The following is a 26,988-nucleotide window of genomic DNA, read 5'->3' as shown; positions in this document are numbered from 1 at the left end:
GTTCCGCCGTACGAGACGATCTCCTCTCGTGCGGCGGATCGTTGATATAGAGGGTTCCGGTACCGGATGCGCGAGAAGCGCCCGACGTACCGCATCACCTGAATTCCTGAACACCGCCACGTACATTCCGAGATTCCCGAATTTCGACGAGGAAGGCACGGCCGCCGCACGTGAGGGACACGAAAGAGAGCCGGCTGCTCCTGGTGCTGCTGATCGCCATCGCGTTCGCACTGATCACGGTGGACATCCGCGGCGGGGAGGACTCACCGGTCGACGGTGCCCGGCAGGCCGCGGCCAACGTCTTCGGTCCGATCGAGAACGGGGTCTCCTCCGCGGTCGACCCGGTCGGCAACGCGGTCTCCGCGATCCGCGACTCCGGCGACCGGCACGACCGGCTCGCGCGCCTGGAGACGGAGAACGCGGCCCTCAAGGCGAAGCTCGGCAGCGACGAGCGCGGCCGCAGCCGGCTCAAGCAGTTCGACAAGATGCTCGGACTCGCCGGAGCCGGGCAGTACGGCATCAAGGGCGCCCAGGTCATCGCCATAGGAGCCGCCCAGGGTTTCTCCTGGACCATCACCATCGACGCCGGTGCCAACGACGGCGTCAAGCGCGACATGACCGTCCTCAACGGCGACGGCCTCGTCGGACGCGTGACCACCGTCGGTCCGAACACCGCCACCGTGCTGCTCGCCAACGACCCGGACTTCACCGTCGGCACCCGGATGGAGTCCGGCGACGAACTCGGCTTCGCCTCCGGCCAGGGCAGCCGCCCGCTGCGCGTCGAACTCCTCAACGGCAAGGCCGACGTCAAGAAGGGCGACCGCCTGGTCACCTTCGGCTCCCAGGCCGACAAGCCGTTCGTGCCGGGCGTGCCCGTCGGCACCATCACCCGCATCGACCCCAACGGCGGCGACCTCACCCGCATCCTCGACGTCACGCCGTTCGTCAGCTTCACCAAGCTCGACATCGTCGGCGTCGTCGTCCAGGCCCCGGCGAAGGACCCGCGCGACACGGTGCTCCCGGAGAAGAAGCAGCCGAAGCCCACGCCGACCGTGACGGTCACCGTCACCCCCGGGGCCGACCCCGAGGGCCAGGCCCAGAACGACGAGGCCGGGCAGAACGACGAGGCCGGGCAGAACGACGCGACCGGCCAGAACGACACGGCCGGCCAGAACGACCAGACAGAGCAGCAGAACGAGCAGCCCGAGCCGTAGGAGCCTTCACCCCATGCGCGTCAACCGGATCCTGCTGTCCGTCGCCCTGGTCGTCGTCGCCCTGGTGATCCAGGTCAGCGTCCTCGCCCGCCTCCACCTGCCCGGTGCCGTCCCCGACCTGCTGCTGCTCACCGTCCTCGGCCTCGCCCTGGTCTACGGCCACGTCGGCGGCGCCCTCGTCGGCTTCGGCGCCGGACTCCTCGCCGACCTCGCCCCGCCCGCCGACCACGCCGCCGGCCGCTACGCCCTCGTGCTCTGCGTCATCGGCTACCTCGCCGGGCTCGCCAGACCGGACAACGGACGGCTCCGCTCGGCCACCGGCCCCATGGTCGTCGTGGTCGCCGCCGCCATCGGCACCACCCTGCTCTACGCCGGCGTCGGCGCCCTCGTCGGCGACACCGCCGCCCGCCACGTCGGCCTGCCCAGCCTGCTGTTCACGGCCGCCCTGTACGACCTGCTGCTCGCGCCCTTCGTCGTCCCCGGCATCATGGCGCTCGCCCGGCGCGCCGAACACGACCCGCTGGCCGACACCAACGCCGCCGCCCAGAGCCCCGACATCTCCTCCGGCTGGCTCTCGGGAGGCACCGGCCTGCGCATCGGCAAACAGCGCAACGCACTGCGGGTGAAGACGGCCCGGGCCCGGGTGGCCCGCGCCGGACGCATCAAGGGGGTCAAGCGGCTGTGACCAGGCGGCAGCATTCCAGCAGCACACACTTCGTGAGGGGGAGCCAGAACCAGTGACCAATATCCCCGAGACCGGCCGCAGCACCCGCGTCCAGACCCGGCTCGTCGTCATCCAGATCCTCGTCCTCTCCCTCCTCGCCACCCTCGGCGGCCGCCTCTGGTACCTCCAGATCCGCCAGGGCGACGAATACGCCGAGGAAGCCTCCGGCAACCACGTCCAGCAGGTCGTCCAGCCCGCCACCCGCGGTTCGATCCTGGACGCCCGCGGCGTCGCCCTCGCCGACAACGAGACCCGGCTCGTGGTCTCCGCCTCCCGCACCGAGCTGCTGAAGATGAAGGACGACGGCAAGGCCGTCCTCACCAAACTCGCCGCCGTCCTCGGCATGAAGCCCCAGGACGTCATCGACAAGGTCCGGCTCTGCGACGCCAAGACCCCGCAGCCCTGCTGGAACGGCTCGCCCTACCAGCCGATCCCCGTCACCGACGAGGCCACCGTCAAGCAGGCCCTGCAGATCCGCGAGCGCGCCGAGGACTTCCCCGGCATCACCGCCGAACCCATGGCCGTACGCCGCTACGCCGCCCCCGGCAAGTCCAACACCGCCCAGGTCCTCGGCTACCTCTCGCCGGTCACCGACGAGGAACTGCAGAAGGCCCAGGACACCGACTCGCCCTACCTGCGCTCCGACCAGGTCGGCCGCTCCGGCCTGGAGCGCCAGTACGACAAGGCGCTGCGCGGCAAGGCCGGTGTCACCCGCTACGAGGTCGACAACCTCGGCCGCGTCATCGGCGAGGCCGAGTCCGACGCGGGCACCCCCGGCTCCAACCTCGTCACCAGCATCGACGCCCGCGTCCAACGGGTCGCCGAGTACGAGCTGAACGAGGCGATGAAGGCCGCCCGCAAGGAGATGGACCGCAACACCAACCGGACCTACGAGGCCGACGCCGGGGCGGTCGTGGTGATGGAGGCCAAGACCGGCCGCGTCGTCGCCATGGCCTCCAACCCCGACTACGACCCCAACGCCTGGGTCGGCGGCATCTCCGCCAAGGACTACAAGCAGCTCACCGGGAAGGACTCCAACTACCCGCTGCTCAACCGCGCCACCCAGGGCCAGGCGGCCCCCGGCTCCATCTTCAAGGTCGTCTCCTCGGCCGCCGCGGTCGAGGCCGGCTACGACTTCGACGGCAACTACGACTGCTCCAGCGCCTACAACGTCGGCGGCCAGGTCTTCAAGAACTTCGAGTCGGCCAACGAAGGCATGATCAGCATCGGCCGCGCCCTCGAACTCTCCTGCGACACCGTCTTCTACCGCCTGTCCCACCAGGAGTGGAAGAAGGACGGCGGGACGAACCCCAAGAACCCCAACGACTACTTCTACAAGGCCGCCCACCAGTTCGGCCTCGGCGCCAAGACCGGCATCGACCTCCCCAACGAGGTCACCGGCCGCGTCCCCGACCGCCAGTGGAAGCAGGACTACTGGGAGGCCAACAAGGACGCCTGGTGCAAGTCCGGCAAGAAGGACGGCTCCTACGTCGAGAAGATCGCGTACGAGAACTGCCTCGAAGGCAACAAGATGCGCGCCGGTGACTCCATCAACTACTCCATCGGCCAGGGCGACACCCTCGTCACCCCGATCCAGATGGCCACCATCTACGCGGCCATCTCCAACGGCGGCACCCTGTACGACCCGAGCATCGGCAAGGCCGTCGTCAGCCCCGACGGCAAGAGCGTCCGCGAGATCGAGCCCACCGCGCACGGCAAGCTGCCCATAAGCAAGACCACGCTGGCCAAGATGGACGACGCCCTCGCGGGCGTGGCCACCCGGGGCACCGCCGCCTGGCGGTTCGCCCAGGTCGGCTGGCCGCAGGACAAGATCCCGATGCACGCCAAGACCGGTACCGCCGAGGTCTACGGCAAGCAGACCACGTCCTGGTTCGCGACGTACACCAAGGACTACTCGATCGTCATGACGATCTCCCAGGGCGGCACCGGCTCCGGCGCCTCGGGACCCGCCGTCCGCAACATCTACGACGCGCTGTACGGCGTCTCCGACGACGGCGACATCGACCCGAAGAAGGCCCTGCTGCCCAAGCCGCAGGCGAGCCTCCCGAAGATCAAGACGGACGGCACCATCCTCTCGCCGAAGATGCCCAAGGACGTCGTCAAGGAACTCCTGCCCGACGAGAAGGCCTCCCCGGACGAGGAGTACGCCCCCGTCGAGGAAGGCGACCAGCCGGCGACCACCCCCAACCAGAACGGCCAGAACCGCGACACCCGCCGCCACCGGCGGCGCGGCGGCCCACGCGGCGCACGGCGCGGCGCCCGACCGGGCGGCGCCGGAAGAGGCCGGAGGCCACGCACATGACCGGCAACAGCTTCCACGTCTCCGGATACGGCCCCGACAAGGGCGGCTGGACCCGCCTCTTCGCCCGGGACTCCATGGCACGGCGGCTCGACTGGCCGATACTGCTGGCCGCCGTGGCCCTGTCCCTGATGGGCTCGCTGCTCGTCTACTCCGCGACCCGCAACCGCACCGAACTCAACCAGGGCGACCAGTACTTCTTCCTCACCCGGCACCTCCTGAACACCGGCATCGGCCTCGCCCTGATGGTCGCCACCGTCTGGCTCGGCCACCGCGCCCTGCGCACCGCCGTGCCGGTCCTCTACGGCGCCTCCGTCTTCCTGATCCTGCTGGTGCTCACCCCACTCGGCTCGACCATCAACGGCGCCCACTCCTGGATCAAGCTCCCCGGCGGCTTCTCGCTGCAGCCCTCGGAGTTCGTGAAGATCACCATCATCCTGGGCATGGCGATGCTGCTCGCCGCACGCGTTGACGCGGGGGACCGGCCGCACCCCGACCAGCGCACCGTGCTCCAGGCCCTGGGCCTGGCCACCGTGCCCATGCTCATTGTGATGCTCATGCCCGACCTCGGGTCGGTCATGGTCATGGTCATCATCGTGCTCGGCATCCTGCTCGCCTCCGGCGCCAGCAACCGCTGGATCTTCGGCCTGCTCGGCGCCGGCACCGCGGGAGCGCTCGCCGTCTGGCAGCTCGGCATCCTGGACGACTACCAGATCGCCCGCTTCGCCGCCTTCGCCAACCCCGCCCTCGACCCCGCGGGCGTCGGCTACAACACCAACCAGGCCCGCATCGCCATCGGCTCCGGCGGACTCACCGGCTCCGGCCTCTTCGAGGGCTCCCAGACCACCGGCCGGTTCGTCCCCGAACAGCAGACCGACTTCGTCTTCACCGTCGCGGGCGAGGAACTGGGCTTCCTCGGCGCGGGCCTCATCATCGCCCTGCTCGGCGTGGTCCTCTGGCGCGCCTGCAGGATCGCCCGCAGCACCCCCGACCTGTACGGCACGGTCGTGGCCGCCGGGATCGTCGCCTGGTTCGCCTTCCAGACCTTCGAGAACGTCGGCATGACGCTCGGCATCATGCCGGTCACCGGTCTGCCCCTGCCCTTCGTCTCCTACGGCGGCTCCTCCATGTTCGCCGTGTGGATAGCGGTCGGCCTCCTTCAGTCGATCACCGTGCAGAGACCGATGTCGGCGTAGCCCGGCCCCCGCGGGGTGAGCGGTAAGGGGGACCGTCCCGGCCGGGTTAGGCTGGATGGTCCCCCCTGTCCGCACACAAAGGTCCCGTGAGATGCCTGCCGAAGCCACCCAGGCCGCCGAGTCCGTGTTTCCGCAGCTCGAAGCCCTGCTCCCGCATGTGCAGAAGCCGATCCAATACGTCGGCGGAGAGCTGAACTCCACGGTCAAGGACTGGGAATCCTGCGACGTCCGCTGGGCCCTGATGTACCCCGACGCCTACGAGGTCGGCCTGCCCAACCAGGGCGTCATGATCCTCTACGAGGTACTCAACGAGCAGCAGGGCGTCCTCGCCGAGCGCACCTACAGCGTCTGGCCGGACCTCGAGGAGCTGATGCGGGAGCACTCCGTCCCGCAGTTCACCGTCGACAGCCACCGCCCGGTCGGCGCCTTCGACGTCTTCGGCCTCTCCTTCTCCACGGAGCTGGGCTACACCAACATGCTCACCGCCCTGGACCTGGCGGGCATCCCCCTGGAGGCGAAGGACCGCGGCATCGACGACCCGGTCGTCCTGGCCGGCGGCCACGCCGCCTTCAACCCCGAGCCGATCGCCGACTTCATCGACTGCGCCGTCATCGGCGACGGCGAGCAGGCCGTCCTGGAAGTCACCGCGATCATCCGCGCCTGGAAGGCCGAGGGCCGCCCGGGAGGCCGCGAGGAACTCCTGCTCCGCCTGTCCAGGACCGGCGGCGTCTACGTCCCCGCCTTCTACGACGTCGAGTACCTCCCCGACGGCCGTATCGCCCGCGTCGTGCCCAACCGCTCCGGCGTCCCGTGGCGCGTCAGCAAGCACACCGTCATGGACCTCGACGAGTGGCCCTACCCCAAGCAGCCCCTCGTCCCGCTCGCCGAGACCGTCCACGAGCGCATGTCCGTGGAGATCTTCCGCGGCTGCACCCGCGGCTGCCGCTTCTGCCAGGCCGGCATGATCACCCGCCCGGTGCGCGAGCGCTCCATCACCGGCATCGGCGAGATGGTCGACAAGGGCCTGAAGGCCACCGGCTTCGAGGAGGTCGGCCTGCTCTCCCTCTCCTCCGCCGACCACACGGAGATCGCCGACGTCGCCAAGGGCCTCGCCGACCGGTACGAGGAGGACAAGATCGGCCTGTCCCTCCCCTCCACCCGCGTCGACGCCTTCAACATCGACCTGGCCAACGAGCTGACCCGCAACGGCCGCCGCTCCGGCCTCACCTTCGCCCCCGAGGGCGGCTCCGAGCGCATCCGCAAGGTCATCAACAAGATGGTCTCCGAGGACGACCTCATCCGGACCGTCGCCACGGCCTACGGCAACGGCTGGCGCCAGGTGAAGCTGTACTTCATGTGCGGCCTGCCCACCGAGACCGACGACGACGTCCTCCAGATCGCCGACATGGCCACCCGCGTGATCGCCAAGGGCCGCGAGGTCTCCGGCTCCGGCGACATCCGCTGCACGGTCTCCATCGGCGGCTTCGTCCCCAAGCCCCACACCCCCTTCCAGTGGGCCCCGCAACTGTCGGCGGAGGAGACGGACGCCCGCCTCCAGAAGCTCCGCGACAAGATCCGCGGCGACAAGAAGTACGGCCGCTCCATCGGCTTCCGCTACCACGACGGCAAGCCCGGCATCGTCGAGGGCCTCCTCTCCCGCGGCGACCGCCGCCTCGGCGCCGTCATCCGCGCCGTCTACGACGACGGCGGCCGCTTCGACGGCTGGCGCGAGCACTTCTCCTACGACCGCTGGATGGCCTGCGCCGACAAGGCGCTGGAGCCGACCGGCGTCGACGTCGACTGGTACACCACCCGCGAACGCGGCTACGAGGAGGTCCTCCCCTGGGACCACCTCGACTCCGGCCTCGACAAGGAGTGGCTCTGGGAGGACTGGCAGGACGCCCTCGACGAGACCGAGGTCGACGACTGCCGCTGGACGCCTTGCTTCGACTGCGGGGTGTGCCCGGCGATGGACACCGAGATCCAGGTCGGTCCGACCGGCAAGAAGTTGCTGCCTCTGACGGTCAAGAACGCCGCTTCGGCCGGGTGAGGCGCGGCAGCCGGGGTGCCGAGGGGCACCCCGGTGCGCGGTGAGGGTCAGTCGGCCGGTGTCTTCGTGGGCGTCGGGGGAGCGGGTGTGCGCCAGGCCAGGAGTGCGCCGGCCGTGAGGGCCAGGGCGGCCAGCAGGGTGGCGATCAGGAACGGATCGCGGGAGTGCAGGGTCGGGGCGAAGCCGATGCCGACGCAGAGCGCCACCCCGGTCGCGCCGCCCAGTTGGTCGGCGGCGCGCTGGACGCCCGAGGCGATTCCGGCGTCGTCCTCGGTGACACCGGTGACCGCGAGGTACTGGAGCCCCACTAGGCCGAAGGCCATTCCGGCCGCGATCAGGAGCATCGCCGGGATCATCGCCGCCCTGCCCGCCTCCAGGGTCGAGGCGAGCGCGATCGCGGCCATCGCGGCGGCGGTGAGCCCGATGCCGGTCAGCACGCACGCACGTGCTCCCCAGCGGTTCAGCAGGCGCGGCACGAGCGCGGAGAACCCGAGCAGCGAGACCGCGAGCGGCAGCATCGTCAGGCCGGAGCCCAGGGGGCCGATGTGCAACCGGTCCTGCAAGTAGAAGGTGAACAGCAGGAACGAGGTGGACAACCCTCCGCTCAGCAGCATCGTGGTCAGGTTGGCCGCCACCCGCGTGCGGTCGGCGAAGAAGCGCGGCGGCAGCAGCGGATGGCGCGAGCGTGCCTCGACCCGGACGAACCCGGCTCCGGCGGCCACCGCCCCGGCCAGCGACGCCGGAACCACCCATGCGGGCACCCCGGGTTCACCGGCCTCGACCACGCCGAGGGTGAACAGCAGCGGGCAGGCGGTCAGCAGCAGCGCGCCGGGCAGGTCCAGCGGCGGTGCGTCCCCGGCCGCGGGTCGGTCGCCGTCGACCAGGAAGACGGCCGCCACCATCACGAGCAGGAGGAACGGGACCGCGACCAGGAAGACCCACCGCCAGCCGAGGTGGGCGGTGATGACGCCGGACACGACGAATCCGAGGACGAGACCGCAGCTCGCCACCGCCGCCCACACACTCAGGGCCCGCGTCCGGGCCGGCCCTTCGGGGAACAGCAGGACGATGGTGGCCATCGCGGCGGGCAGCGCGACGGCCTCACCGGCGCCCTGCAACAGGCGCGCGACCACCAGCAGGGAGAAGGTGGGGGCCAGCCCGGCCAGCAGGGACGCGGCGCCGAACAGGCCGGTGCCGAGCAGCAGTACGCGCCGCCGCCCGAGCAGGTCGCCGAGGCGGCCGCCGAGCATCAGCAGCCCGCCCCCGGTGACCGTGTAACCGACCACGACCCAGGTCAGGGTGTGGCCGTCGACGCCGAAGTCGGCGCCGATCGAGGGCAGGGCGATGTTGACCACGGTCACGTCGACCGCGATGAAGAACTGCAGCATGGACATCGCGCACAGCACCAGCCGTGCGCGGGTGGGGGACGGGCTGTGCCCGCGTGAGGAAGGGATGCCTGGAAGCATCGGGTGCTCCGTTGCTCAGAGGAGGTCCCGAGCAGCACGAGCGTGCCGCTCCGGTCTGATCACGAAGCGGCTGGACGTCCAGGAAGGGTGTGTGGCTCGAACGCCCCGCCGCTAGCGGGACGTCCTGGTCACCGCGGCGCAGGCGGCCGCGCACGAGGAAGCAGACATGCTCCGGACGTTATCAGGGGTACGGTCTGTGCCGTTCGATCGCGCGCGACTGGGGGAGCGGGGTATGGGCTTGGGGGCGGACGCCGGGGCGGGCGGCGTCGACGTGCTGATCATCACGGCGCTGAAAGAGGAGTACGAGGCGGCCCGCGCGGCCGGCTCGGCGGGGTACGCGGGGCATCCCGGTGTCGCGGCCTGGGAGGAACACGAGTCGGAGTCCCTGCTTCCGTTTCTCGTCGGCACCTACGTCCTGGCCGACGGCAGGAGCATGACCGTCGCGCTGGCACGGCCCACCCGGATGGGCGCCACCGCGACCGCGCCGGTCGTGTCCACGCTCGTGGAACGCCTGCGGCCCCGTTGTCTCGCCATGTGCGGAGTGTGCGCGGGCAACCCGGCGCACGCGGCGCTCGGTGACGTCGTGGTGGCCGAGCTGGCGTACGCCTACGACGAGGGCAAGCGCACGGAGGACGGCTTCGAGGGGGACCATCGCCAGATCCCCGCGCCGGAGGGGTGGCTGCGCGCCGCGCAGGACCTCGGGACGTCCGACCTGCCCAGTTTCGGTGAGGCCTCCCCGCACGAGGCGCGGATCTGGCTGATGGAGCGCCTCTACGCGGGCGAGGACCCCAGGCGGCATCCGGCACGTTCCCGTTTCCTCTCGCAGGCGTCCTGGACCGACCAGATCCAGAGCTTGCAGGCCGACGGCCTGGTGACCCGGGACGGCGCCGCCCTGTCGTTGACGGACGCGGGGTACGCGCTCATCGAGCAACTCGTCTACGACGACCTGGAGGGCCCGCGCGAGCTGCCGTTCGCCGTCGTCGTCGGGCCCATGGCCAGCGGCAACGTGGTGGTGAAGGACGGGCTCACCTGGAGTCGGCTGAAGCAGTGGGGCGTGCGCTCCGTCGCGGGTCTGGAGATGGAGTCCGCCGTCATCGCGCAGGTCGCCCATCGACTGGGGCTGTCCGACTGGGTGGTGGCCAAGGGGGTCATGGACCACGCGGATCCGCGCAAGGACGACCGGTACAAGCAGTTCGCGGCGCGCTCCTCGGCGGAGGTCCTGTTCAAGCTGCTGGGGCGGCGCCTGGCCTCGCCGCACGTGGTCGCGGAGTCCGCCGCCCTGTCGAGGATCAGGTCCGTCTACGTCCTCGGCGGTGTGACGGGCGAGACGACGTACCCCGACTACGAGCAGTCCCAGCTCGCGCACGTCTGCGAGCAGTTGGGGCAGGCCGTCGCGAAGGCCGGTGCGGAACTGGTCGTGTGCAGCCCCTTCCCGGACTCCGCCGACCTCCACGCGGTGATCGGTTACGTCCAGTCCGGCGCGGGGCGCATCGTCCATCTGCACAGTCCGCGGCACCCGGAGGTCGCCGAGAGACAGACGGAGATGCTCGCGATGCTGGGGTCCGGTCACGACACGGAGATCAAGAACTGGTACTACCCGGGACCCGAGGACGACGACTCCCGGGAGCAGGCGTGGCTGCTGTGCCAGATCCAGGCCATGGAGGAGGCCGACGTCGTGATCGCGGTCGGGGGCCGCGTCTCGAAGACCGCGAACACGGTGCTCCACCTGGCGGAGGCGCGCCGCAAGCCGATCGTGCCGTTCGGGTTCCTCGGTGGCGCGTCCCGGCGTGCGTACCAGCGGCGGGACTGGGCCGCGGTCTACCCGGCGCTCGAACACCGTCGGCTCATGGAGCGGGACGCGGTGCCCGACGCCATGAAGATCGCGGACCAGCTGGTGACCGCCCGGCTGCGCACGCCGCACAACTACCGGTGGCCGCCCCGTCGCGTCTTCATCAGCCGCGCGAGGCCCGACGCCGCGTTCGCGCAGGCCCTGGAGACGTACCTCTCCGGTGCGGGGATCACGGCGCTGGTCGGTGAGAAGGAACTGCGGCCGGACCGCATGGTCAACCCCACGATCGAGGACGCGGTCCTGTCCGCGGACCTGTTCGTCGTCCTGTGGAGCAGGTCGTACGCCCTGAGCAGGTTCTGCTACGACGAGATCGAGTTGGCCCTGCGTCGGCACGCGGTGGGTGAGATCCAGCTCTGGATCATCAACCTCGACGGCTCGGACATCGTCCCGCCCCAGGCCCGGGCCCTGCCGCAGGCCCTGGCCAGGACGCCCCACGCCCTCGTCGCGCTCGTCCGCGAACTGCTGGAACACGCGGAACCGGCGCGTACCGTCCCGGGCGGCGAGTAGCCGCGGGCAGGACGTCGCGGGATCCGAATCGGGTCGAACGGCGTCCTCATGTGCATGGTGGATCTGGAGAAGGCGCCCGGGGCGCAACCGCAGGCGGGGCCGGGGGAGCCGGTGCGCCGGTCGGACGCCGAGGGGTGTCTGGCCGTGGCGATCCGGATTCCGGTGCGGATCGTGGTGCTGGTGCTGGTCGTGCCGGTGCGCATGGTGTGGGACGCGCTGGTCGTCGCGGGGCGGTTCCTGCGGGACACGGTGCTGCGTCCCGTCGGGCGGGCGCTGGCGTGGCTCGGGCGGGCCGTCTTCGTGTGGCCGCTGGTCGGGCTGTGGCGGTACGTCGTCGTGCCGCTCGCCAAGGGCGTGGGATGGCTGGGGCACGTGCTGCTCGTGGTGCCGGCGGTGTGGCTGTACCGGTGGGTGCTGACGCCGTTCGGGCAGGCGCTCGCCTGGTTCTTCACGCGGGTGGGGGCGGTGCTCGCGGCGATCGGCCGGGGGCTGTACGCCGGTCTGGCGTGGCTCGGGCGGTACCTGGCCGTCGTACCGGCGGTGTGGCTGTACCGGTGGGTGCTGACCCCGGTCGGACACGCGCTCGCCTGGTGCGGCCGTCAGGTGGCGCGGGGGGTGGGGCTGGTCGTCACCGGTGTGGGGTTCGTTCTGTACTGGACCTTCCGGGTGCTGCTGGTGCTGCCTGCCCTCGCCGTGTGGCGGTGGGTGCTCACTCCGGTCGGCCGGGCCCTCGCGGTCGTCGGCCGGGAGGTGGCGGACGCCCTCGGGCACGCCTGGCGGATCGCCGGGCACCTCTCGCGCGCCGTCGGGCGGTTCCTCGGCACCGTCCTGCGGTGGACCGTGGCCGAACCGGCGCGCTGGGTGTACCGCAGTGTGCTGACCCCGGTGGGGCACGCCGTGCGGGACACCGTCCTGCGGCCCCTCGCCGAGGCGGGGCGCGGTGCGCGGCGGGCGGCCCGGCAGGCGCTGGCCTCGGCCCGGCTGTCCGTACGGCAGACCCGCGCCGACGTGCGCCGGATGCTCTTCGGGCAGCCCGCCGAGCAGCAGCCGGTGGACCGGCGGGAACCATCCGCCGCCGAGGCACGTACTCTTGATAGCAGTACGACCGCTCTCATGAAGGACTGACGACACTGGGCAAGCGACAGCCCGTAGGCCCGCCGCCCGTTCCCGCGGTGCAGCGCATCCGACTGCGTTACACCAAGCGCGGCCGCCTCCGGTTCACCAGCCACCGTGACTTCCAGCGCGCCTTCGAGCGTGCGCTGCGCCGCGCCGAGGTGCCGATGGCGTACTCGGCGGGGTTCACCCCGCACCCGAAGGTGTCGTACGCCAATGCCGCACCCACCGGCACGGGCAGTGAGGCGGAGTACCTGGAGATCGCGCTCACCGAAGCGCGCGACCCGGAGCGGCTGCGGCTGCTCCTCGACGAGTCGCTGCCCGCCGGGCTCGACGTCGTCGAGGCGGTCGAGGCCCGGACCTCCGGGCTCGCCGACCGGCTGACGGCCTCCGTGTGGGAGCTGCGGCTGGACGGTGTGGAGTCCGCCGAGGCCGAAGCCGCCGTCGCGGCGTTCAACGCGGCCCCGGCGGTGGAGGTCCAGCGCCGTACGAAGAACGGTGTCCGTACCTTCGACACCCGCTCCGCCGTCGCGCACCTCGAGAGCGTCACCACGCACGGTTCACCGGCTGATAGGCCGACCGACCGGCCCTGTGCGATACTGCGGCTGGTTGTTCGGCACGTGACGCCTGCCGTACGACCCGACGACGTCCTGTCCGGTCTTCGCGCCGTGGCCGACCTGGCGCCGCCGGTCCCCGCAGCGGTGACCAGGCTGGCGCAGGGGCTGTTCGATGAAGAGACCGGTGCGGTGACCGACCCGCTCGCGCCCGACCGCGAGGCAGAAGCGCCCGTGCCGCATCCGGCCGCCGCTTCCGCCGCCGCGAAGGCGCCGGTGTAAGGAAGGTTCCGCGTAGGGACGGACGTCGTAGCGCCGCCCTCGAACTCGGGAGCCACCTGGGTCGGGCAGCGCACCGACCACAAGACTTTCGCCAGGCCGTGCACGACAAGGGGTACGGAACCGGCGAGACAAGACACGGATGAGCTTCCGAGCGGCGCCCGCGCCCCGGACGGCGGCGACCGCGCACCGCGCGAGCCGCGGACGTCACCGGCGGTCGACATGTCGATGCCGGACCAGGCGCGGCGCCCGGGAGCCTGACGGGAGAAACCCCCGCATGCTCGAACCGACCGAACCCACCGAGTCGTCGACCGCTTCGACGGACTCCGGATCGAACACCCCCAGCGACACCCTGCCGCCGCGCCGTCGGCGCAGGGCCGCGTCCCGCCCGGCGGGTCCGCCGTCCGGTGGCGCCGAGGCGTCGGCGGAGACCGTCGCACCGGCCGAGGCGGCCCCCGCCGAGGTGGCCGAGGCCCCCGAGCCGGCTGCGGAGCCCGCTGCTCCCGCCCGGCCGCGGCGCCGTGCGGTCCGCAGGGCCTCCGCGCCCGCCGGGGCACCCGTGGCGGCGGAGGCGGCCGAGACCGTCGTACCCGCCACTCCCGCGGCCGAGGCACCGGCGCAGGCCGAGGAGCCCGTCGAGGCGACCGAGAGTGCCGCGCCCAAGGGGCGTGGCCGCCGTCGCGCCACGCGCAGCGTGACCTCGGCCAGCGAGCCCGCCGCCGAGCCGACCGCCGACGAGCCCGCCGCCGCCGTGGCCCCGGAGCCCGCCGAGGCCGAGACGGAGGAAGCCGCGACCGACGCCGAGAGCGCCGCGTCCAAGGGCCGGACCCGTCGGCGCGCCACGCGCCGCGTGACCGCTCCGGCCGAGGCGCCCGCCGAGGCCGCCGCCGACACGGGCGCGCCCGAGGCCGCCGCGGCCCCCGAGCCCGCGAAGCCGACGAGGAGCACCGGGACCACCGCGCCCGCCGAGACCACCGCGCCCGCGGAGGACGCCGAGACCGGCGAGGACGCCGCGCCGCGCCGTGCGCGCCGCCGGTCCACCCGCAAGGCCGCCACCGGTTTCGCAGCCCCGGCGCAGACCGCCGCCGCGGCGTCCGACGAGGCGGACGCGCCCAAGCGCCCGAAGCGCCCCGCGGTCGCCGTGTTCCAGGCGCCCGTGTTCGCCGAGCCCCAGTTCCAGACGCCCGAGCGGGCTGCGGCCGAGGCCGCCGCCGAGGCGGCCGGTGCCGAGCCCGCGAAGCCCGTCGAGGAGAGCGGAGAGGCTCCGGAGGAGCAGTCCGCCGGGTCGCGCCGCCGCCGCAAGCGCCGGGGTGCCGCCGCCGAGGAGGCCGCCGAGGAGCGGGCCACCGCCGCCGTCACCCGGGACGAGACCCCGGCGAAGGCCGACGCCGAGTCCGAGTCCGAGTCCGACACCGACACCGACGCCGACTCCGAGTCCGACGAGTCGGGCGAGGACCACGACGACGCCGACGGCTACGAGGAGTCCGGCTCCCGCCGCCGTCGTCGCCGGGGCGGCCGTCGCCGCCGCCGGGGTGACGCCGCCGACGGCGACCTGACGGACGGCGAGAGCGAGCACACGGCCGCCGAGCAGGACGCCGAGGACACCGCCGAGCAGGCGGAGGAGGACGCCGAGGAGGGCGAGGAGGCGTCCGGCGAGAGCGGTTCCAGCAGCAGCCGTCGCCGCCGTCGCCGTCGCCGCCGGGCCGGGGACGGCTCCGCGGAGGCCGAGTCTTCCTCCGACGACCCCGAGCGCACCGTCGTCAAGGTCCGTGAGCCGCGGCCCGCGCGGGAGAAGAGCGAGCCGTCCGACGAGGTGCAGTCCATCAAGGGCTCCACCCGTCTGGAGGCCAAGAAGCAGCGCCGCCGGGAAGGCCGCGAGCAGGGCCGCCGGCGCGTGCCGATCATCACCGAGGCCGAGTTCCTGGCCCGCCGCGAGGCCGTCGAGCGCGTCATGGTCGTCCGCCAGCACGGCGAGCGCACCCAGATCGGCGTCCTGGAGGACGGGGTGCTCGTCGAGCACTACGTCAACAAGGAGCAGGCCACCTCGTACGTCGGCAACGTCTACCTCGGCAAGGTGCAGAACGTGCTGCCGTCGATGGAGGCCGCCTTCATCGACATCGGCAAGGGCCGCAACGCCGTCCTGTACGCCGGTGAGGTCAACTTCGAGGCGCTGGGCATGGCCAACGGCCCGCGCCGCATCGAGTCCGCCCTCAAGTCCGGCCAGCCGGTCCTGGTGCAGGTCACCAAGGACCCGATCGGTCACAAGGGCGCCCGCCTGACCAGCCAGGTCTCGCTGCCCGGCCGCTACCTGGTCTACGTGCCCGAGGGCTCGATGACCGGCATCAGCCGCAAGCTGCCCGACACCGAGCGGTCCCGGCTGAAGACGATCCTGAAGAAGATCGTCCCCGAGGACGCGGGCGTCATCGTGCGCACCGCCGCCGAGGGCGCCAGCGAGGACGAGCTGCGCCGCGACGTCGAGCGGCTCCAGGCGCAGTGGGAGGACATCCAGAAGAAGGCGAAGAGCGGCGGCAGCTCGAACGCGCCCTCGCTGCTCTACGGCGAGCCGGACATGACCGTCCGGGTCGTGCGCGACATCTTCAACGAGGACTTCTCCAAGGTCGTCGTCAGCGGTGACGAGGCCTGGCAGACCATCCACGGCTACGTGTCCCACGTGGCGCCGGACCTCGCCGAGCGGCTGTCCAGGTGGACCAGCGAGGTCGACGTCTTCGCCACGTACCGGATCGACGAGCAGCTCGCCAAGGCGCTGGACCGCAAGGTCTGGCTGCCCAGCGGCGGTTCGCTGGTGATCGACCGGACCGAGGCGATGGTCGTCATCGACGTCAACACCGGCAAGTTCACCGGTCAGGGCGGCAACCTCGAGGAGACGGTCACCAGGAACAACCTGGAGGCGGCCGAGGAGATCGTGCGCCAGCTCAGGCTGCGCGACCTCGGCGGCATCATCGTCATCGACTTCATCGACATGGTCCTGGAGTCCAACCGGGACCTGGTGCTGCGCCGCCTGCTGGAGTGCCTGGGCCGGGACCGGACCAAGCACCAGGTGGCCGAGGTGACCTCGCTGGGCCTGGTGCAGATGACCCGCAAGCGGGTCGGCCAGGGGCTGCTGGAGTCGTTCTCGGAGACCTGCGTCCACTGCAACGGCCGCGGTGTCATCGTCCACCTCGACCAGCCGACGTCCGCCGCGGGCGGCGGCGGTGGCAAGCGCCGCAAGCGGGCCCGGGCCGGCGGCGAGCAGCCGCACGAGCACGAGGCCGTCGCCGGGGTCGAGACCGGCCCGACGGCGGAGCAGGAGGCGGACACCGAGTCCGAGTCCGAGGTGGCCGCCGAGGTGGCCGAGCCGGTCGCCCTCCCGGCGCCCGACTTCAGCGCCGACGAGGAGCTGTACAGCAGCGCCGCCGAGGCCGAGGCCGCCGCCACCCGTGGTCGTGGCCGCCGTCGCGCGAGCCGTCGGGCGTCCGCCCCGGCCGGTGCGCCGAAGGCAGCGAAGGGCGAGGCCGCTAAGGCCGGGTCCGCGCCCGCCGAGGCGCCGACCGCGCAGGACGTCACGGTGCAGGAGGAGGTCGAGCGTCCCGTGCGGCCCGAGCCCGCCGCCGAGGTGCTCGCCGAGCCCGCCGCCGTCGAGGACGCGGTCTCCGGCGCCCCGGCCCCGGCTCCGTCCGAGGCGCCCGCGCCGGAGGAGGCCGCGCCCAAGGGCCGTACCCGCCGCCGGGCCACCCGGAAGGTGTCCGCACCGGCCGGTTCGCCCGAGGGCGCCGAGGCCGCCGTGCTGACGGTCCCGGAGAGCACGACCGCGGTGTCCGAGCAGCCCGCGCCTGAGCCCGAGCAGGCACCGGAGGAGGCCCCGGCCGCGGCCGAGAGCGCCGCCCCGGCCCGTCCGCGGCGCCGTGCGGTGCGCAAGCCCACCACGTCCACCGCGTCCGAGGAGGCGGCCGTCGTGGTCGTCCCGTCGGCCCCGGCGGAGGAGGCGGCCGGGCAGGCCGAGGAGCAGACCGACGCCGAGGCCGCCCCGGCCAAGAAGGCGGCGGCCCGCAAGACGGCCAAGAAGGCGACGGCGAAGAAGGCCGCCACCAAGAAGACCGCGGCCAAGAAGACGACGACCGCGAAGAAGGCCACGGCCAAGAAGGCGGCCAAGACGACGACCGCCAAGAAGGCCACGGCCAAGAAGACGGCGTCGAAGAAGACCGCGGCGGCCGCCCAGCAGGCACCGTCGTCGGTCACGGCCGCCACCGACGAGGGCTGATCCGGCACCTGTCCGATCCGGCACCTGTCGCGAAACGTGTGGCCCCGTTCGAACGGATTCCGTTCGGCCGGGGCCGCACGTTTCCCCAGCCGTCCCCGGGCGCATCATCAGTGACAGCCGGACCGCCCCGGCGAGGTGAGAGGAGACCATGTGCCGGTACTGACGAGGCTCATCCCCTCGCCGCTCGTCGTGGACGTCCGGCCGGGCGCCCTGGACGACCTGGCGAGCGTCCTCGCGGACCAGCGGATCTCGCAGTCCGGGAAGCTGGCCGTGGCGATCAGCGACGGCTCGGGGGCACGGCTGCGGCGGCGGCTGGAGCCGTCCCTGCCCGGCGCCGACTGGTTCGAGGTCGGCGGCGGCACGCTCGACGACGCGGTGCGGCTGGCCGACGGCATGAAGTCGGGCCGCTACGACGCGATCGTGGGACTCGGCGGCGGCAAGGTCATCGACTGCGCCAAGTTCGCCGCGGCCCGGGTGGGCCTGCCCATGGTCGCCGTGGCCACCAACCTGTCCCACGACGGCATCTGCTCGCCGGTCTCCATCCTCGACAACGACGCGGGCCGCGGCTCCTACGGCGTGCCGACGCCCATCGCGCTCGTCGTCGACCTCGCGGTGATCCGCGAGGCGCCGATCCGCTTCGTACGCTCCGGGATCGGCGACGCCGTCTCCAACATCTCCGCGGTCGCCGACTGGGAACTGGCCCACCGGGTGAACGGCGAGAAGGTCGACGGCCTCGCCGCGGCCCTGGCCCGGCAGGCCGGTCAGGCCGTGCTGCGCCACCCGGGAGGCTGCGGCGACGACGGGTTCCTGACCGTACTGACCGAGGGCCTGGTGCTGTCCGGCATCGCCATGACCATCGCCGGGCACACCCGCCCCTCGTCCGGCGCCTGCCACGAGATCAGCCACGCCCTCGACCTGCTGTATCCCCGGCGCGCGGCCAGCCACGGCGAGCAGGTGGGCATCGGCGCGGCCTTCGCGACGCATCTGCGCGGCGACCGGGAGGGTGCCCTGCTGATGGCGGACACGCTGCGCCGGCACGGGCTGCCGGTGGTGGCACGGGAGATCGGGTTCGACGACGAGGAGTTCGTGCGGGCCGTGGGGTTCGCGCCGCAGACCCGGCCCGGCCGGTACACGATCCTGGAGCACCTCGACCTGTCGCCCGCGCGGGCACGGGAGGCGTACGCCGAGTATGTCGCGGCGGTCTCCGGTTGACGCCGGGGGCCCGGTTTGACCCCTGTCGTGCGGGCCCGTAATCTTGAGCGTCGGCGTGTCGACTGACGCGTCACATCCCCGTAAACCTCTTTCCTTCCGGATGCGGGCCCTTGTGGGCCCCGGCCGGGAGAGGCTGTCCGTGTGTCACCGGGTGGCTGGACTGCGGGGGTGCCGTTCCGAGCGAGAGAGTGAGATCCGCGTGTACGCCATCGTGCGCAGCGGTGGTCGCCAGCACAAGGTTGCTGTCGGCGACATCGTTGAGGTTGACAAGATTTCCACCGCCCAGGTCGGCGACACGGTCGAGCTCTCGACCCTGCTCGTCGTCGACGGCGACGCTGTGACCAGCGACCCGTGGGTGCTGGCCGGCATCAAGGTCCAGGCCGAGGTCGTGGACCACCACAAGGGCCAGAAGATTGACATTCTGCGCTACAAGAACAAGACCGGCTACCGCCGTCGTCAGGGCCACCGCCAGCAGTACACGGCGATCAAGGTCACTGAGATCCCCGCGGCTGCGAAGTAAGGGACTGAGGAGACATGGCACACAAGAAGGGCGCATCGTCCACCCGGAACGGTCGCGACTCGAATGCCCAGCGGCTCGGCGTGAAGCGCTTCGGCGGTCAGGCCGTCAACGCGGGTGAGATCCTGGTCCGCCAGCGTGGCACCCACTTCCACCCCGGCGCCGGCGTCGGCCGTGGCGGCGACGACACGCTGTTCGCGCTGCAGGCCGGTGCGGTGCAGTTCGGCACCCACCGTGGCCGCAAGGTCGTGAACATCGTTCCGGTCGCCTGATCGGACACTTTCGCGAGGCGGGCCTCACTTCCCCGAGGGGAAGCGGGTCCGCCTTTCGCGTGTTAACCAAGAGACATCCCCGCAGTAAGCAGTAACTGGAGGCACATCCCATGACCACCTTCGTGGACCGCGTCGAACTGCACGTCGCCGCGGGTAACGGAGGCCACGGCTGTGCCTCCGTCCACCGTGAGAAGTTCAAGCCGCTCGGCGGCCCGGACGGCGGCAACGGCGGCCGGGGCGGCGACGTGATCCTCACCGTGGACCAGTCGGTGACCACGCTCCTCGACTACCACCACTCGCCCCACCGCAAGGCGACCAACGGCAAGCCCGGCGAGGGCGGCAACCGCTCCGGCAAGGACGGCCAGGACTTGGTCTTGCCCGTGCCCGACGGCACCGTGGTCCTCGACGGCGCGGGCAACGTGCTGGCCGACCTGGTGGGCCACGGCACCTCCTACGTCGCCGCCCAGGGCGGCCGGGGCGGCCTCGGCAACGCGGCGCTGGCCTCGGCGCGGCGCAAGGCGCCCGGTTTCGCGCTGCTCGGCGAGCCCGGCGACCTCCAGGACATCCACCTGGAGCTGAAGACCGTCGCCGACGTGGCGCTGGTCGGCTACCCGAGCGCCGGCAAGTCCTCGCTGATCTCCGTGCTGAGCGCGGCCAAGCCGAAGATCGCCGACTACCCCTTCACGACGCTCGTCCCCAACCTGGGCGTGGTGACGGCCGGCTCGACCGTGTTCACCGTCGCCGACGTCCCCGGTCTCATCCCCGGCGCCAGCCAGGGCAAGGGGCTGGGCCTGGAGTTCCTGCGGCACGTGGAGCGGTGCAGCGTGCTGGTGCACGTCCTGGACACGGCGACGCTGGAGTCCGAGCGCGACCCGCTGTCCGACCTGGACGTCATCGAGGCCGAGCTGCGCGAGTACGGCGGCCTGGACAACCGGCCCCGGATCGTCGTCCTCAACAAGATCGACGTGCCCGACGGCAAGGACCTCGCCGAGATGGTCCGGCCGGATCTGGAGGCGCGCGGCTACCGGGTCTTCGAGGTGTCGGCCGTGGCCCACATGGGCCTCAAGGAGCTGTCCTTCGCGCTGGCCGAGCTGGTCGCCGGAGCGCGTGCCGCCCGGCCCAAGGAGGAGGCCACCCGGATCGTCATCCGGCCCAAGGCCGTGGACGACGCGGGCTTCACCGTCACCCGCGAGGAGGACGGCCTGTTCCGGGTGCGCGGCGAGAAGCCCGAACGCTGGGTGCGCCAGACCGACTTCAACAACGACGAGGCCGTCGGCTACCTCGCCGACCGGCTCAACCGCCTCGGTGTCGAGGACAAGTTGATGAAGGCGGGTGCCCGCAACGGCGACGGCGTCGCCATCGGCCCCGAGGACAACGCGGTCGTCTTCGACTGGGAGCCCTCGGTCACGGCCGGCGCCGAGATGCTCGGCCGCCGCGGCGAGGACCACCGCTTCGAGGCGCCCCGCCCGGCCGCCCAGCGACGCCGGGACCGCGACGCCGAACGGGACGAGGCCCAGCAGGAGTTCGACGGCTTCGAGGCGTTCTGACACCCCTGCGCGAGCACCGCGCACCGCCGCCCGTGGAACCAGTGTCCTGCGGGCGGCATCTTGCTGTTCACAGGGTTACACAGGTGTGTCGGGGCCGTGATCCGCTGTCCCGCATCCATGTGTACGTTGTGAGAAGGATGTGGCCACCTGTGTGGCCAGGGGCGGGGGAACGGCCCGACCAGCCGCTCCCGGGAGCAGAGAGAAGCCGCAAAGTGAAGATCGCATTCCTCGTTCGGGACCTGTGTCACATGGGGGGCGTGGTCAGCGCCACGCAGAACCTCGCCGGGGCGCTGGCCGAGCGGCACGACGTCGAGATCGTGGCGCTGCGCAAGGTGCGCGACGAGTCGTACTTCCCGCTGGACCCGCGGGTCAAGGTCCGGGCGCTCACCGACATGCGGCCGCACTCCCCGGTGTCCGACGTGGACAACCCGCTGTCCGACAAGTTCCCGCTGATCTACCCGCTCAACGCCGGTGCCAAGACGCCGGTGGTGAGCCGGCTCGCGGAGCTGCGGCTGCTGGAGTACTTCGCCACCACCGACGCCGACGTCGTCGTCAGCTCCAGCCCCCGCAACACGATCATGCTGGCGCAGGCGCCCGGTGACTTCCTGAAGGTCACCCAGGAACACTCGATGCCCGCGATCTACGCCACGGACATCAAGCAGCGCCTCTTCCCGGCCTACCGGCACCTGCACGCCCTCACGGCGCTCACCCCGGAGGAGGTCGCCTCGCTCGCCCGGCAGGTGCCCGCGGTGCGCAACCGGCTGGCGGTGATGCCCAACTGCGTGCCCTCCTCCACGATCCGCTCCAGCGGCACCAACAAGGTCGTGGTCTCCGCCGGTCACCTGACGGACAACAAGAACCACGCCCTGCTGATCGAGGCGTTCGCCAAGGTCCACGCCGTCGCTCCCGACTGGACCCTGCGCATCTACGGCCACGGCGCCGAGAAGAAGAAGCTGCGGGCCCGCATCGAGGAACTGGGACTCTCCAACAGCATCCTGCTGATGGGCCAGACCTCGCCCGTCACCCCGGAGTTCGGCAAAGGCTCGATCTTCGTCCTGCCCTCCAAGCGGGAGGCGTTCGGCAACGTCGTCGTGGAGGCGATGGCCGCCGGACTGCCCGTCGTCGCCACGGACGCCGACCACGGGCCGCGCAACATCCTCACCGACGGCGAGGACGGGCTGATCGTCCCGCGCGGCGACGTGGAGGCGATGGCCGAGGCGATCCGGCGCCTGGTCCAGGACGACGGACTGCGCCGGAAGATGGCCGCCGCCGGCATACGCAACGCCGAGCGCTTCCACGAGCGGGCCAGCCGCGAACGCTTCGAGGCCATCCTCGAAGAGGCCTTCGCCCGCAGGGAGTTGCCCCGCCACGCCACGGCCCGGGTGGACCGGGAGGGCTCGGTCCACGTCGCCGTGGGCACGCTGCCGCCGAGCGCCGGGCAGGCCGACCTCGTGCTGCGCAAGGGCGGCGCCGGCGGCGAGGAGCACCGCTTCCCGTTCTCCGCCGAGGGCGACGCCGTTGTGCCCTGGGACGCCCACCTCGCGCACGGCACCTGGGAGCTGACCCTGGCCACCCGCGAGGGCGAGCGCGAGGTGGGCCTGACCACCGACGGCTACGGCTGCGACACCCGGGACCTGCTCGCCGTGGAACTGCCGCGCACGCAGGGGCCGTCCCTGGCGCTGCTGCTGCCGTACATGCACGAGGACGGCGGGCTGCGGCTGCGCAGCGCGCTGCGTGACGTCCACGCCGAGGTCGGCCCGGTCAGGGTCGACGAGCGGACCATCGCCGTACGCGCCGAACTGTGGGGCGCGCGGCCCGCCGCGGGCGCCGTGGTGGAGGCCGTGCACCGCCGGGACAAGGAGCGGGTGCTGACCTTCCCGCTGCGCGACGAGGGCGACGGCTGGGTGGCCGTGGACCTGGACTGCGCCACCCTGGTGCGCGAGCACGGCGAGGACGACGAGGAGAAGGAGGTCATCTGGGACCTGTCGCTGCGCACCGCGCCCGACGCGCCCCGGGTGCCGCTGGCCAAGCTGGGCACCGACGTACTCCAGCCGATCAATGTGTTCACCTTCCCCCGCCCGGTGATCCGCGAGACCGTGGCCGCCGGGCCGACCGTGCTGACCCGCGCGGTGCGCAAGTCCCGCCGGGCGCTGGGCCAGACGCCCGCCCCGCTGCCGCCCACCCGCCGGCGCACCGAGCTGCGGCCCTACTTCACGGCCGCCTGCCAGCTCGCGGTGAAGACCGTGCGGCTCTGAGCGGGCCGCAGGCGAAAGGGGCGGGCCCGGAGGATCACGATCCTCCGGGCCCGCCCCTTTCGCCTGCGCGGCGGCGGGTCAGCCCTCGCGCGCCTGCTCGATCATCCGGTCGACGACCCGCGCGGACGCGTTGCCGTCGTCCAGGTCGCAGAACAGGTGGTGGAAGCGGTCGAACCGCTCCTGGTACTTCTCCCGCACCTGGTCGATGTCACGGATCGCGTCGACCAGTTCCTTGGAGTTGTCGATCAGCGGACCGGGGGAGTCCTGCTCGAAGTCGAAGTAGAACCCGCGCAGCGTGTCCCGGTAGTGCTCCAGGTCGTACGTGAAGAACAGCATCGGCCGCTTCAGGTGCGCGTAGTCGAACATCACCGACGAGTAGTCCGTGATCATGATGTCCGCCGCGATGTAGAGGTCGACGATGTCCGGGTACTCCGAGGCGTCCCACACGAATCCGTTGCCCGCGCCCGGCACCGCGTCCACCACGTTGGAGTGGCGGCGGATCAGCAGCACGTGGTCGTCGCCGAGGCGGCGCTGGGCGTCCTCGAGGTCGATGCGCAGGTCGAACAGGTACTGTCCGGCGCTGTGCGACTGGTCGTCGCGCCAGGTCGGCGCGTACAGGACGACCTTCTTGCCCTCGGGCAGGCCGAGCGCCTCCTTCACCCGCGCGGTGATCGCGTCCCGGTCGGCGGAGTACAGGTAGTCGTTGCGGGGGTAGCCCGCCTCCTGGATCTCACCGTCGTAGGAGAACGCCCGCTTCAGGATCGGCGTGCTGAAGCGGTTGGAGGACACCAGCAGGCTCCACTGCTTGGCCTCCAGCGCCAGCTTCTCCTGGTAGCGCCGGTCGAAGTGCAGGGTGTCGATGTCGTGCCCGATCTTCTTCAGCATCGTGCCGTGCCAGGTCTGCACGATCGACTGGCCCGGCCGGCGCACGATCCAGTCGGGAAGGTGGGCGTTGGTGACGATGTAGCGGCTGGAGGCCAGCGCCTCGTACCACTCCTTGCCCCACATGCGGACCTTCTCGACCCCGTCCGGCAGGTTGACCTGGCCGTCGCGGACCGCCCACAGGTGCTTCAGGTCCGAGCCGCGCCGCACCAGCTCCTCGTACATCGCGCGCGGGCTGTCGGAGAACTGCTTGCCGTTGTAGCTCAGGTAGAAGACCTGGTCCTTGAGCGGCTGCTGGAACAGCGGCTCGTACACCGTCTGGCGCAGCTCCTTCTGGCGGTACGGGCCGCGCTCCAGGTCGCTCAGCTCGGAACGGGCGTTCAGCTGCGGGAAGTCGCCCCAGCGGTTCTCCAGCCAGTAGCGGCGGCCGCCGAGTTCGGCCTGGACCGGGAACGAGTCGGCGGCCAGCCGGTCGGTCACGAAGGGCACGTCGGGCACGCCCTCCTCGTCGGGCCGCAGGAAGAGGTTCCAGCGGCCGGCCCGCAGCGGCAGGTCGCCCTTGCCGCCGAGGCGGGAGGGGTCGAAGGACACCTCGAAGCGTCCGCCGTCGAGCCACCGGGTCTCGACGAAGCGCTCCTCGTAGCGGTTGCGCGGCTTGAGCAGGAAGCGGGAGCCGGACAGGCGCGGGTCGGCGTGGCCGGTCAGGGCGATCGCGCCGTCGCGCACCGTGGCGGTGTCGATCACCGCGCGGCGGGTGCGGCCGGAGAACTTCAGGTACCCGGTGTGCCCCGCCACGACGGCCAGCTCCACCAGGTGCGACTGGCTGCCGAGGGAGGTGGGCAGCGCGAACGCGGCGTCGCTCAGGCCCTCCTGCATCACGGTGCCGAAGCGGCGCTCCGTGCCCGTCGGGCCGGTCGCGACCAGCACCGTGGACCAGGTCCGCTTCTCCGGCTGCGCCTTCTCGTCGACGCCCTCGTGGAAGATCAGCGCCACGTCCGCGACCGGCACCTCGACCGAGAAGGCCTGCCCGGAGCCCGTGCGCTCCACGGTGACGGGGTACTCGAGGGTCTCGGCGCCCTTCTGGTTCTTGACCCGCAGGACCACCTTCTCGTCCGCGGCGAGGGGCTCGCGGATCTCACCGGTGACCTTGATCCGGTCGCCCTCAAGGGTGCGGCCGGTGATCAGGGCGCGGACCTTCTCGATCCGCAGCTTCAGCGCCCCGCGCTCCACGGCGGGCAGCATCCGGAAGTCCGGGCTCAGCCAGTGGTACGGCGGGAAGTTGCAGGCCGCGCCGCCGCTGGAGTGGACCGCGTGGCGCCGCACCAGGCCGGAGGCGAAGATGCCCAGGCCCACGTGCCACACGGCCTCCTGCCACTCGCCGCCCTTGCGGAGCCGGGCGGGGTCGATGGTGACCTCCCAGCCGGCCCACTCGTAGTTGTAGCGGTCCTGGCCGGAGTCGGTGGTGACCGCGGGGCGCGGCAGGTTGCGGGCCGGCAGCAGGATGCGGCGCCGCGAGCGGTCCTTGCGCAGCTGGAGCACCTTGACCGAGGCCTTGCGGGTGGGCAGGTCGATCTTGTCGATCCAGGCGTTGCCCGACAGCACGAGCTTGCCGCCGGACCAGCTGACCTCCTGCAGCGGGGCGCGCATGTTGAGGTGCTGGTCGATGCGCAGCGCCCCCTTGGGCAGGTGCAGATCCGCACCCTCCAGGGAGGGGAAGGAGGCGTACTTGCGGACCAGGCCGCTGACCTCGGGGGTCTCCCGGCGGCGCTGGCCGGCCAGCAGGGCGATCAGCTCCTCCATCTGGTGCTTGCGCACCAGCAGCCACTGCACGCGCAGCTCGGCCGGGAGGTCCATGACGACCTTGGGGTCGATGCTGTCGAGGAAGCGGTTGGCCGACCGCAGGAACTCGGCCCGGTACTCCTCGTCGCCGTCCGGCACCACGTTGAGGAAGAGCCGCAGGTCGTCGCGGAGGACCCGGGTGTCGTACTCGCGCTTGAGGCGGGCGTAGGTCTCGCCCGGCTGCTCGGCGAGGAAGGCGCTGATCTCCATCACGGAGGTGACCCGGTCGCGCACGCCCGCCGGGTCGGTGCGCCGCTGGGTGATCGACGGGGCGGACTCGCCCTCGCGCAGCCGCCAGTAGTAGCAGGGCTCCGAGATGACGTCGACGCTCTCGGCCAGGTAGTGGGCCCGCATGGTGACCGGGGTGTCCTCGTACAGCCGGCCCTCGGGGAAGGCGAAGCCGTGCTTCTCCCAGAAGGTGCGCCGGAAGACCTTGTTGCAGGCGATGCGGTCGGCGACGAGCTTGGCGTAGCGGGATATGTGGGTGCCCAGCCGGGCCTCTCCGGCCAGCATCCGCATCAGCGGCACCTGCCAGGACTTCTCGCCCTTGAGGTGGTAGACGTTGCCGGTGGCGAAGTCCGAGCCGCTCTCGTCGAGGCTGCCGACCATGAGCCGGTAGGCGTCCGGCGGGATCAGGTCGTCGCTGTCGACGAAGGTCAGGAACTCGGACTCGGGCGCCAGGTGGGTCATGCCCGTGTTGCGGGCGGCGCCGAGACCGCCGTTCTCCTTGCGTATGAGCTTGAAGCGCGGGTCGCGGGAGGCGTACTCCTCGGCGATGGCGGCGGAGCCGTCGGGTGAACCGTCGTCCACCATCAGGACCTCGAAGTCACGGAAGGTCTGTGCCGCGAGCGAGTCCAGACAGGCGGGGAGGTAACGCTCCACGTCGTAGATGGGGACGATGACACTGAGCCGAGGGGCCATGGCTTGGTGATCT

General features: G+C 71.8%; 16 protein-coding genes. 14 read left to right on the top strand and 2 right to left on the bottom strand.

Annotation, left to right across the window (positions count from 1 at the left end):
• Positions 1 to 170: 170 nt before the first annotated feature.
• The 5 genes from mreC to ACGH52_RS13490 all read left to right on the top strand — a co-directional run bounded on the left by mreC (position 171) and on the right by ACGH52_RS13490 (position 7,504).
• Positions 171 to 1,214: a rod shape-determining protein MreC gene (gene mreC, locus ACGH52_RS13510; protein ID WP_121702650.1), complete on the top strand. Its 1,044-nt coding sequence runs from the start codon at positions 171 to 173 to the stop codon at positions 1,212 to 1,214.
• A 13-nt stretch (positions 1,215 to 1,227) separates the two neighbouring features.
• Positions 1,228 to 1,899 carry a rod shape-determining protein MreD gene (gene mreD, locus ACGH52_RS13505; protein ID WP_059302341.1) on the top strand — a complete coding sequence of 224 codons (672 nt, stop codon included), beginning with the start codon at positions 1,228 to 1,230 and terminating at the stop codon, positions 1,897 to 1,899.
• Positions 1,900 to 1,951: 52 nt separating this feature from the next.
• A complete protein-coding gene (gene mrdA / locus ACGH52_RS13500; protein ID WP_121702649.1) occupies positions 1,952 to 4,261 on the top strand; it encodes a penicillin-binding protein 2 in 2,310 nt (769 codons plus the stop codon).
• On the top strand, positions 4,258 to 5,454 hold the full coding sequence (gene rodA, locus ACGH52_RS13495; protein WP_059302339.1) for a rod shape-determining protein RodA: 1,197 nt from the start codon (positions 4,258 to 4,260) through the stop codon (positions 5,452 to 5,454). The genes mrdA and rodA overlap by 4 nt, the downstream gene beginning before the upstream one ends.
• 91 nt (positions 5,455 to 5,545) lie before the next feature.
• Positions 5,546 to 7,504 (top strand): TIGR03960 family B12-binding radical SAM protein, encoded by a 1,959-nt coding sequence (locus tag ACGH52_RS13490; RefSeq protein ID WP_059302338.1) that lies wholly within the window; start codon positions 5,546 to 5,548, stop codon positions 7,502 to 7,504.
• A 47-nt stretch (positions 7,505 to 7,551) separates the two neighbouring features.
• Here the strand turns inward: ACGH52_RS13490 and ACGH52_RS13485 are convergent, their stop codons facing one another.
• Complete coding sequence (locus tag ACGH52_RS13485; RefSeq protein WP_399946741.1) at positions 7,552 to 8,898, bottom strand: MFS transporter; 1,347 nt, start codon at positions 8,896 to 8,898, stop codon at positions 7,552 to 7,554.
• 304 nt (positions 8,899 to 9,202) lie between these two features.
• Here ACGH52_RS13485 and ACGH52_RS13480 point away from each other — a divergent pair, with 304 nt between their 5' ends.
• The 9 genes from ACGH52_RS13480 (at position 9,203) to ACGH52_RS13440 (ending at position 23,333) form a co-directional block, all read left to right on the top strand.
• The gene (locus tag ACGH52_RS13480) at positions 9,203 to 11,326 is read left to right on the top strand and encodes a TIR domain-containing protein (protein ID WP_076974305.1); all 2,124 of its coding nucleotides are present in this window, start codon (positions 9,203 to 9,205) and stop codon (positions 11,324 to 11,326) included.
• 48 nt (positions 11,327 to 11,374) lie between these two features.
• Positions 11,375 to 12,451 carry a hypothetical protein gene (locus ACGH52_RS13475; RefSeq protein WP_399939330.1) on the top strand — a complete coding sequence of 359 codons (1,077 nt, stop codon included), beginning with the start codon at positions 11,375 to 11,377 and terminating at the stop codon, positions 12,449 to 12,451.
• Positions 12,452 to 12,498: 47 nt separating this feature from the next.
• Positions 12,499 to 13,275 carry a TIGR03936 family radical SAM-associated protein gene (locus tag ACGH52_RS13470; RefSeq protein ID WP_210977299.1) on the top strand — a complete coding sequence of 259 codons (777 nt, stop codon included), beginning with the start codon at positions 12,499 to 12,501 and terminating at the stop codon, positions 13,273 to 13,275.
• 274 nt (positions 13,276 to 13,549) lie between these two features.
• Positions 13,550 to 17,530, top strand: coding sequence for an Rne/Rng family ribonuclease (locus ACGH52_RS13465; RefSeq protein ID WP_399939327.1), 3,981 nt, complete (start codon positions 13,550 to 13,552; stop codon positions 17,528 to 17,530).
• Positions 17,531 to 17,680: 150 nt separating this feature from the next.
• Complete coding sequence (locus ACGH52_RS13460; protein WP_193777405.1) at positions 17,681 to 18,742, top strand: iron-containing alcohol dehydrogenase family protein; 1,062 nt, start codon at positions 17,681 to 17,683, stop codon at positions 18,740 to 18,742.
• A 199-nt stretch (positions 18,743 to 18,941) separates the two neighbouring features.
• The gene (rplU, locus tag ACGH52_RS13455) at positions 18,942 to 19,262 is read left to right on the top strand and encodes a 50S ribosomal protein L21 (RefSeq protein ID WP_007449531.1); all 321 of its coding nucleotides are present in this window, start codon (positions 18,942 to 18,944) and stop codon (positions 19,260 to 19,262) included.
• 14 nt (positions 19,263 to 19,276) lie between these two features.
• Positions 19,277 to 19,531: a 50S ribosomal protein L27 gene (gene rpmA / locus ACGH52_RS13450; protein WP_003976205.1), complete on the top strand. Its 255-nt coding sequence runs from the start codon at positions 19,277 to 19,279 to the stop codon at positions 19,529 to 19,531.
• A gap of 110 nt (positions 19,532 to 19,641) precedes the next feature.
• Entirely contained in the window at positions 19,642 to 21,078 is a 1,437-nt protein-coding gene (obgE, locus tag ACGH52_RS13445) for a GTPase ObgE (protein WP_210977302.1), read from the top strand.
• Positions 21,079 to 21,326: 248 nt separating this feature from the next.
• Entirely contained in the window at positions 21,327 to 23,333 is a 2,007-nt protein-coding gene (locus ACGH52_RS13440; protein ID WP_079252591.1) for a glycosyltransferase, read from the top strand.
• Positions 23,334 to 23,411: 78 nt separating this feature from the next.
• On the opposite strand, the gene ACGH52_RS13435 is transcribed toward ACGH52_RS13440, so the two are convergent.
• Positions 23,412 to 26,975 carry a bifunctional glycosyltransferase/CDP-glycerol:glycerophosphate glycerophosphotransferase gene (locus ACGH52_RS13435; RefSeq protein ID WP_076974300.1) on the bottom strand — a complete coding sequence of 1,188 codons (3,564 nt, stop codon included), beginning with the start codon at positions 26,973 to 26,975 and terminating at the stop codon, positions 23,412 to 23,414.
• Between the last annotated feature and the right edge of the window lie 13 nt (positions 26,976 to 26,988).

Origin of the sequence: Streptomyces sp. BBFR25, from assembly GCF_044590125.1 — a bacterium.
In the GTDB taxonomy this organism is placed as follows: domain Bacteria; phylum Actinomycetota; class Actinomycetes; order Streptomycetales; family Streptomycetaceae; genus Streptomyces; species Streptomyces canus_D.
The sequence above is the reverse complement of the archived record's forward strand: the minus strand, read 5'-3'. Positions and strand labels throughout refer to the sequence as shown.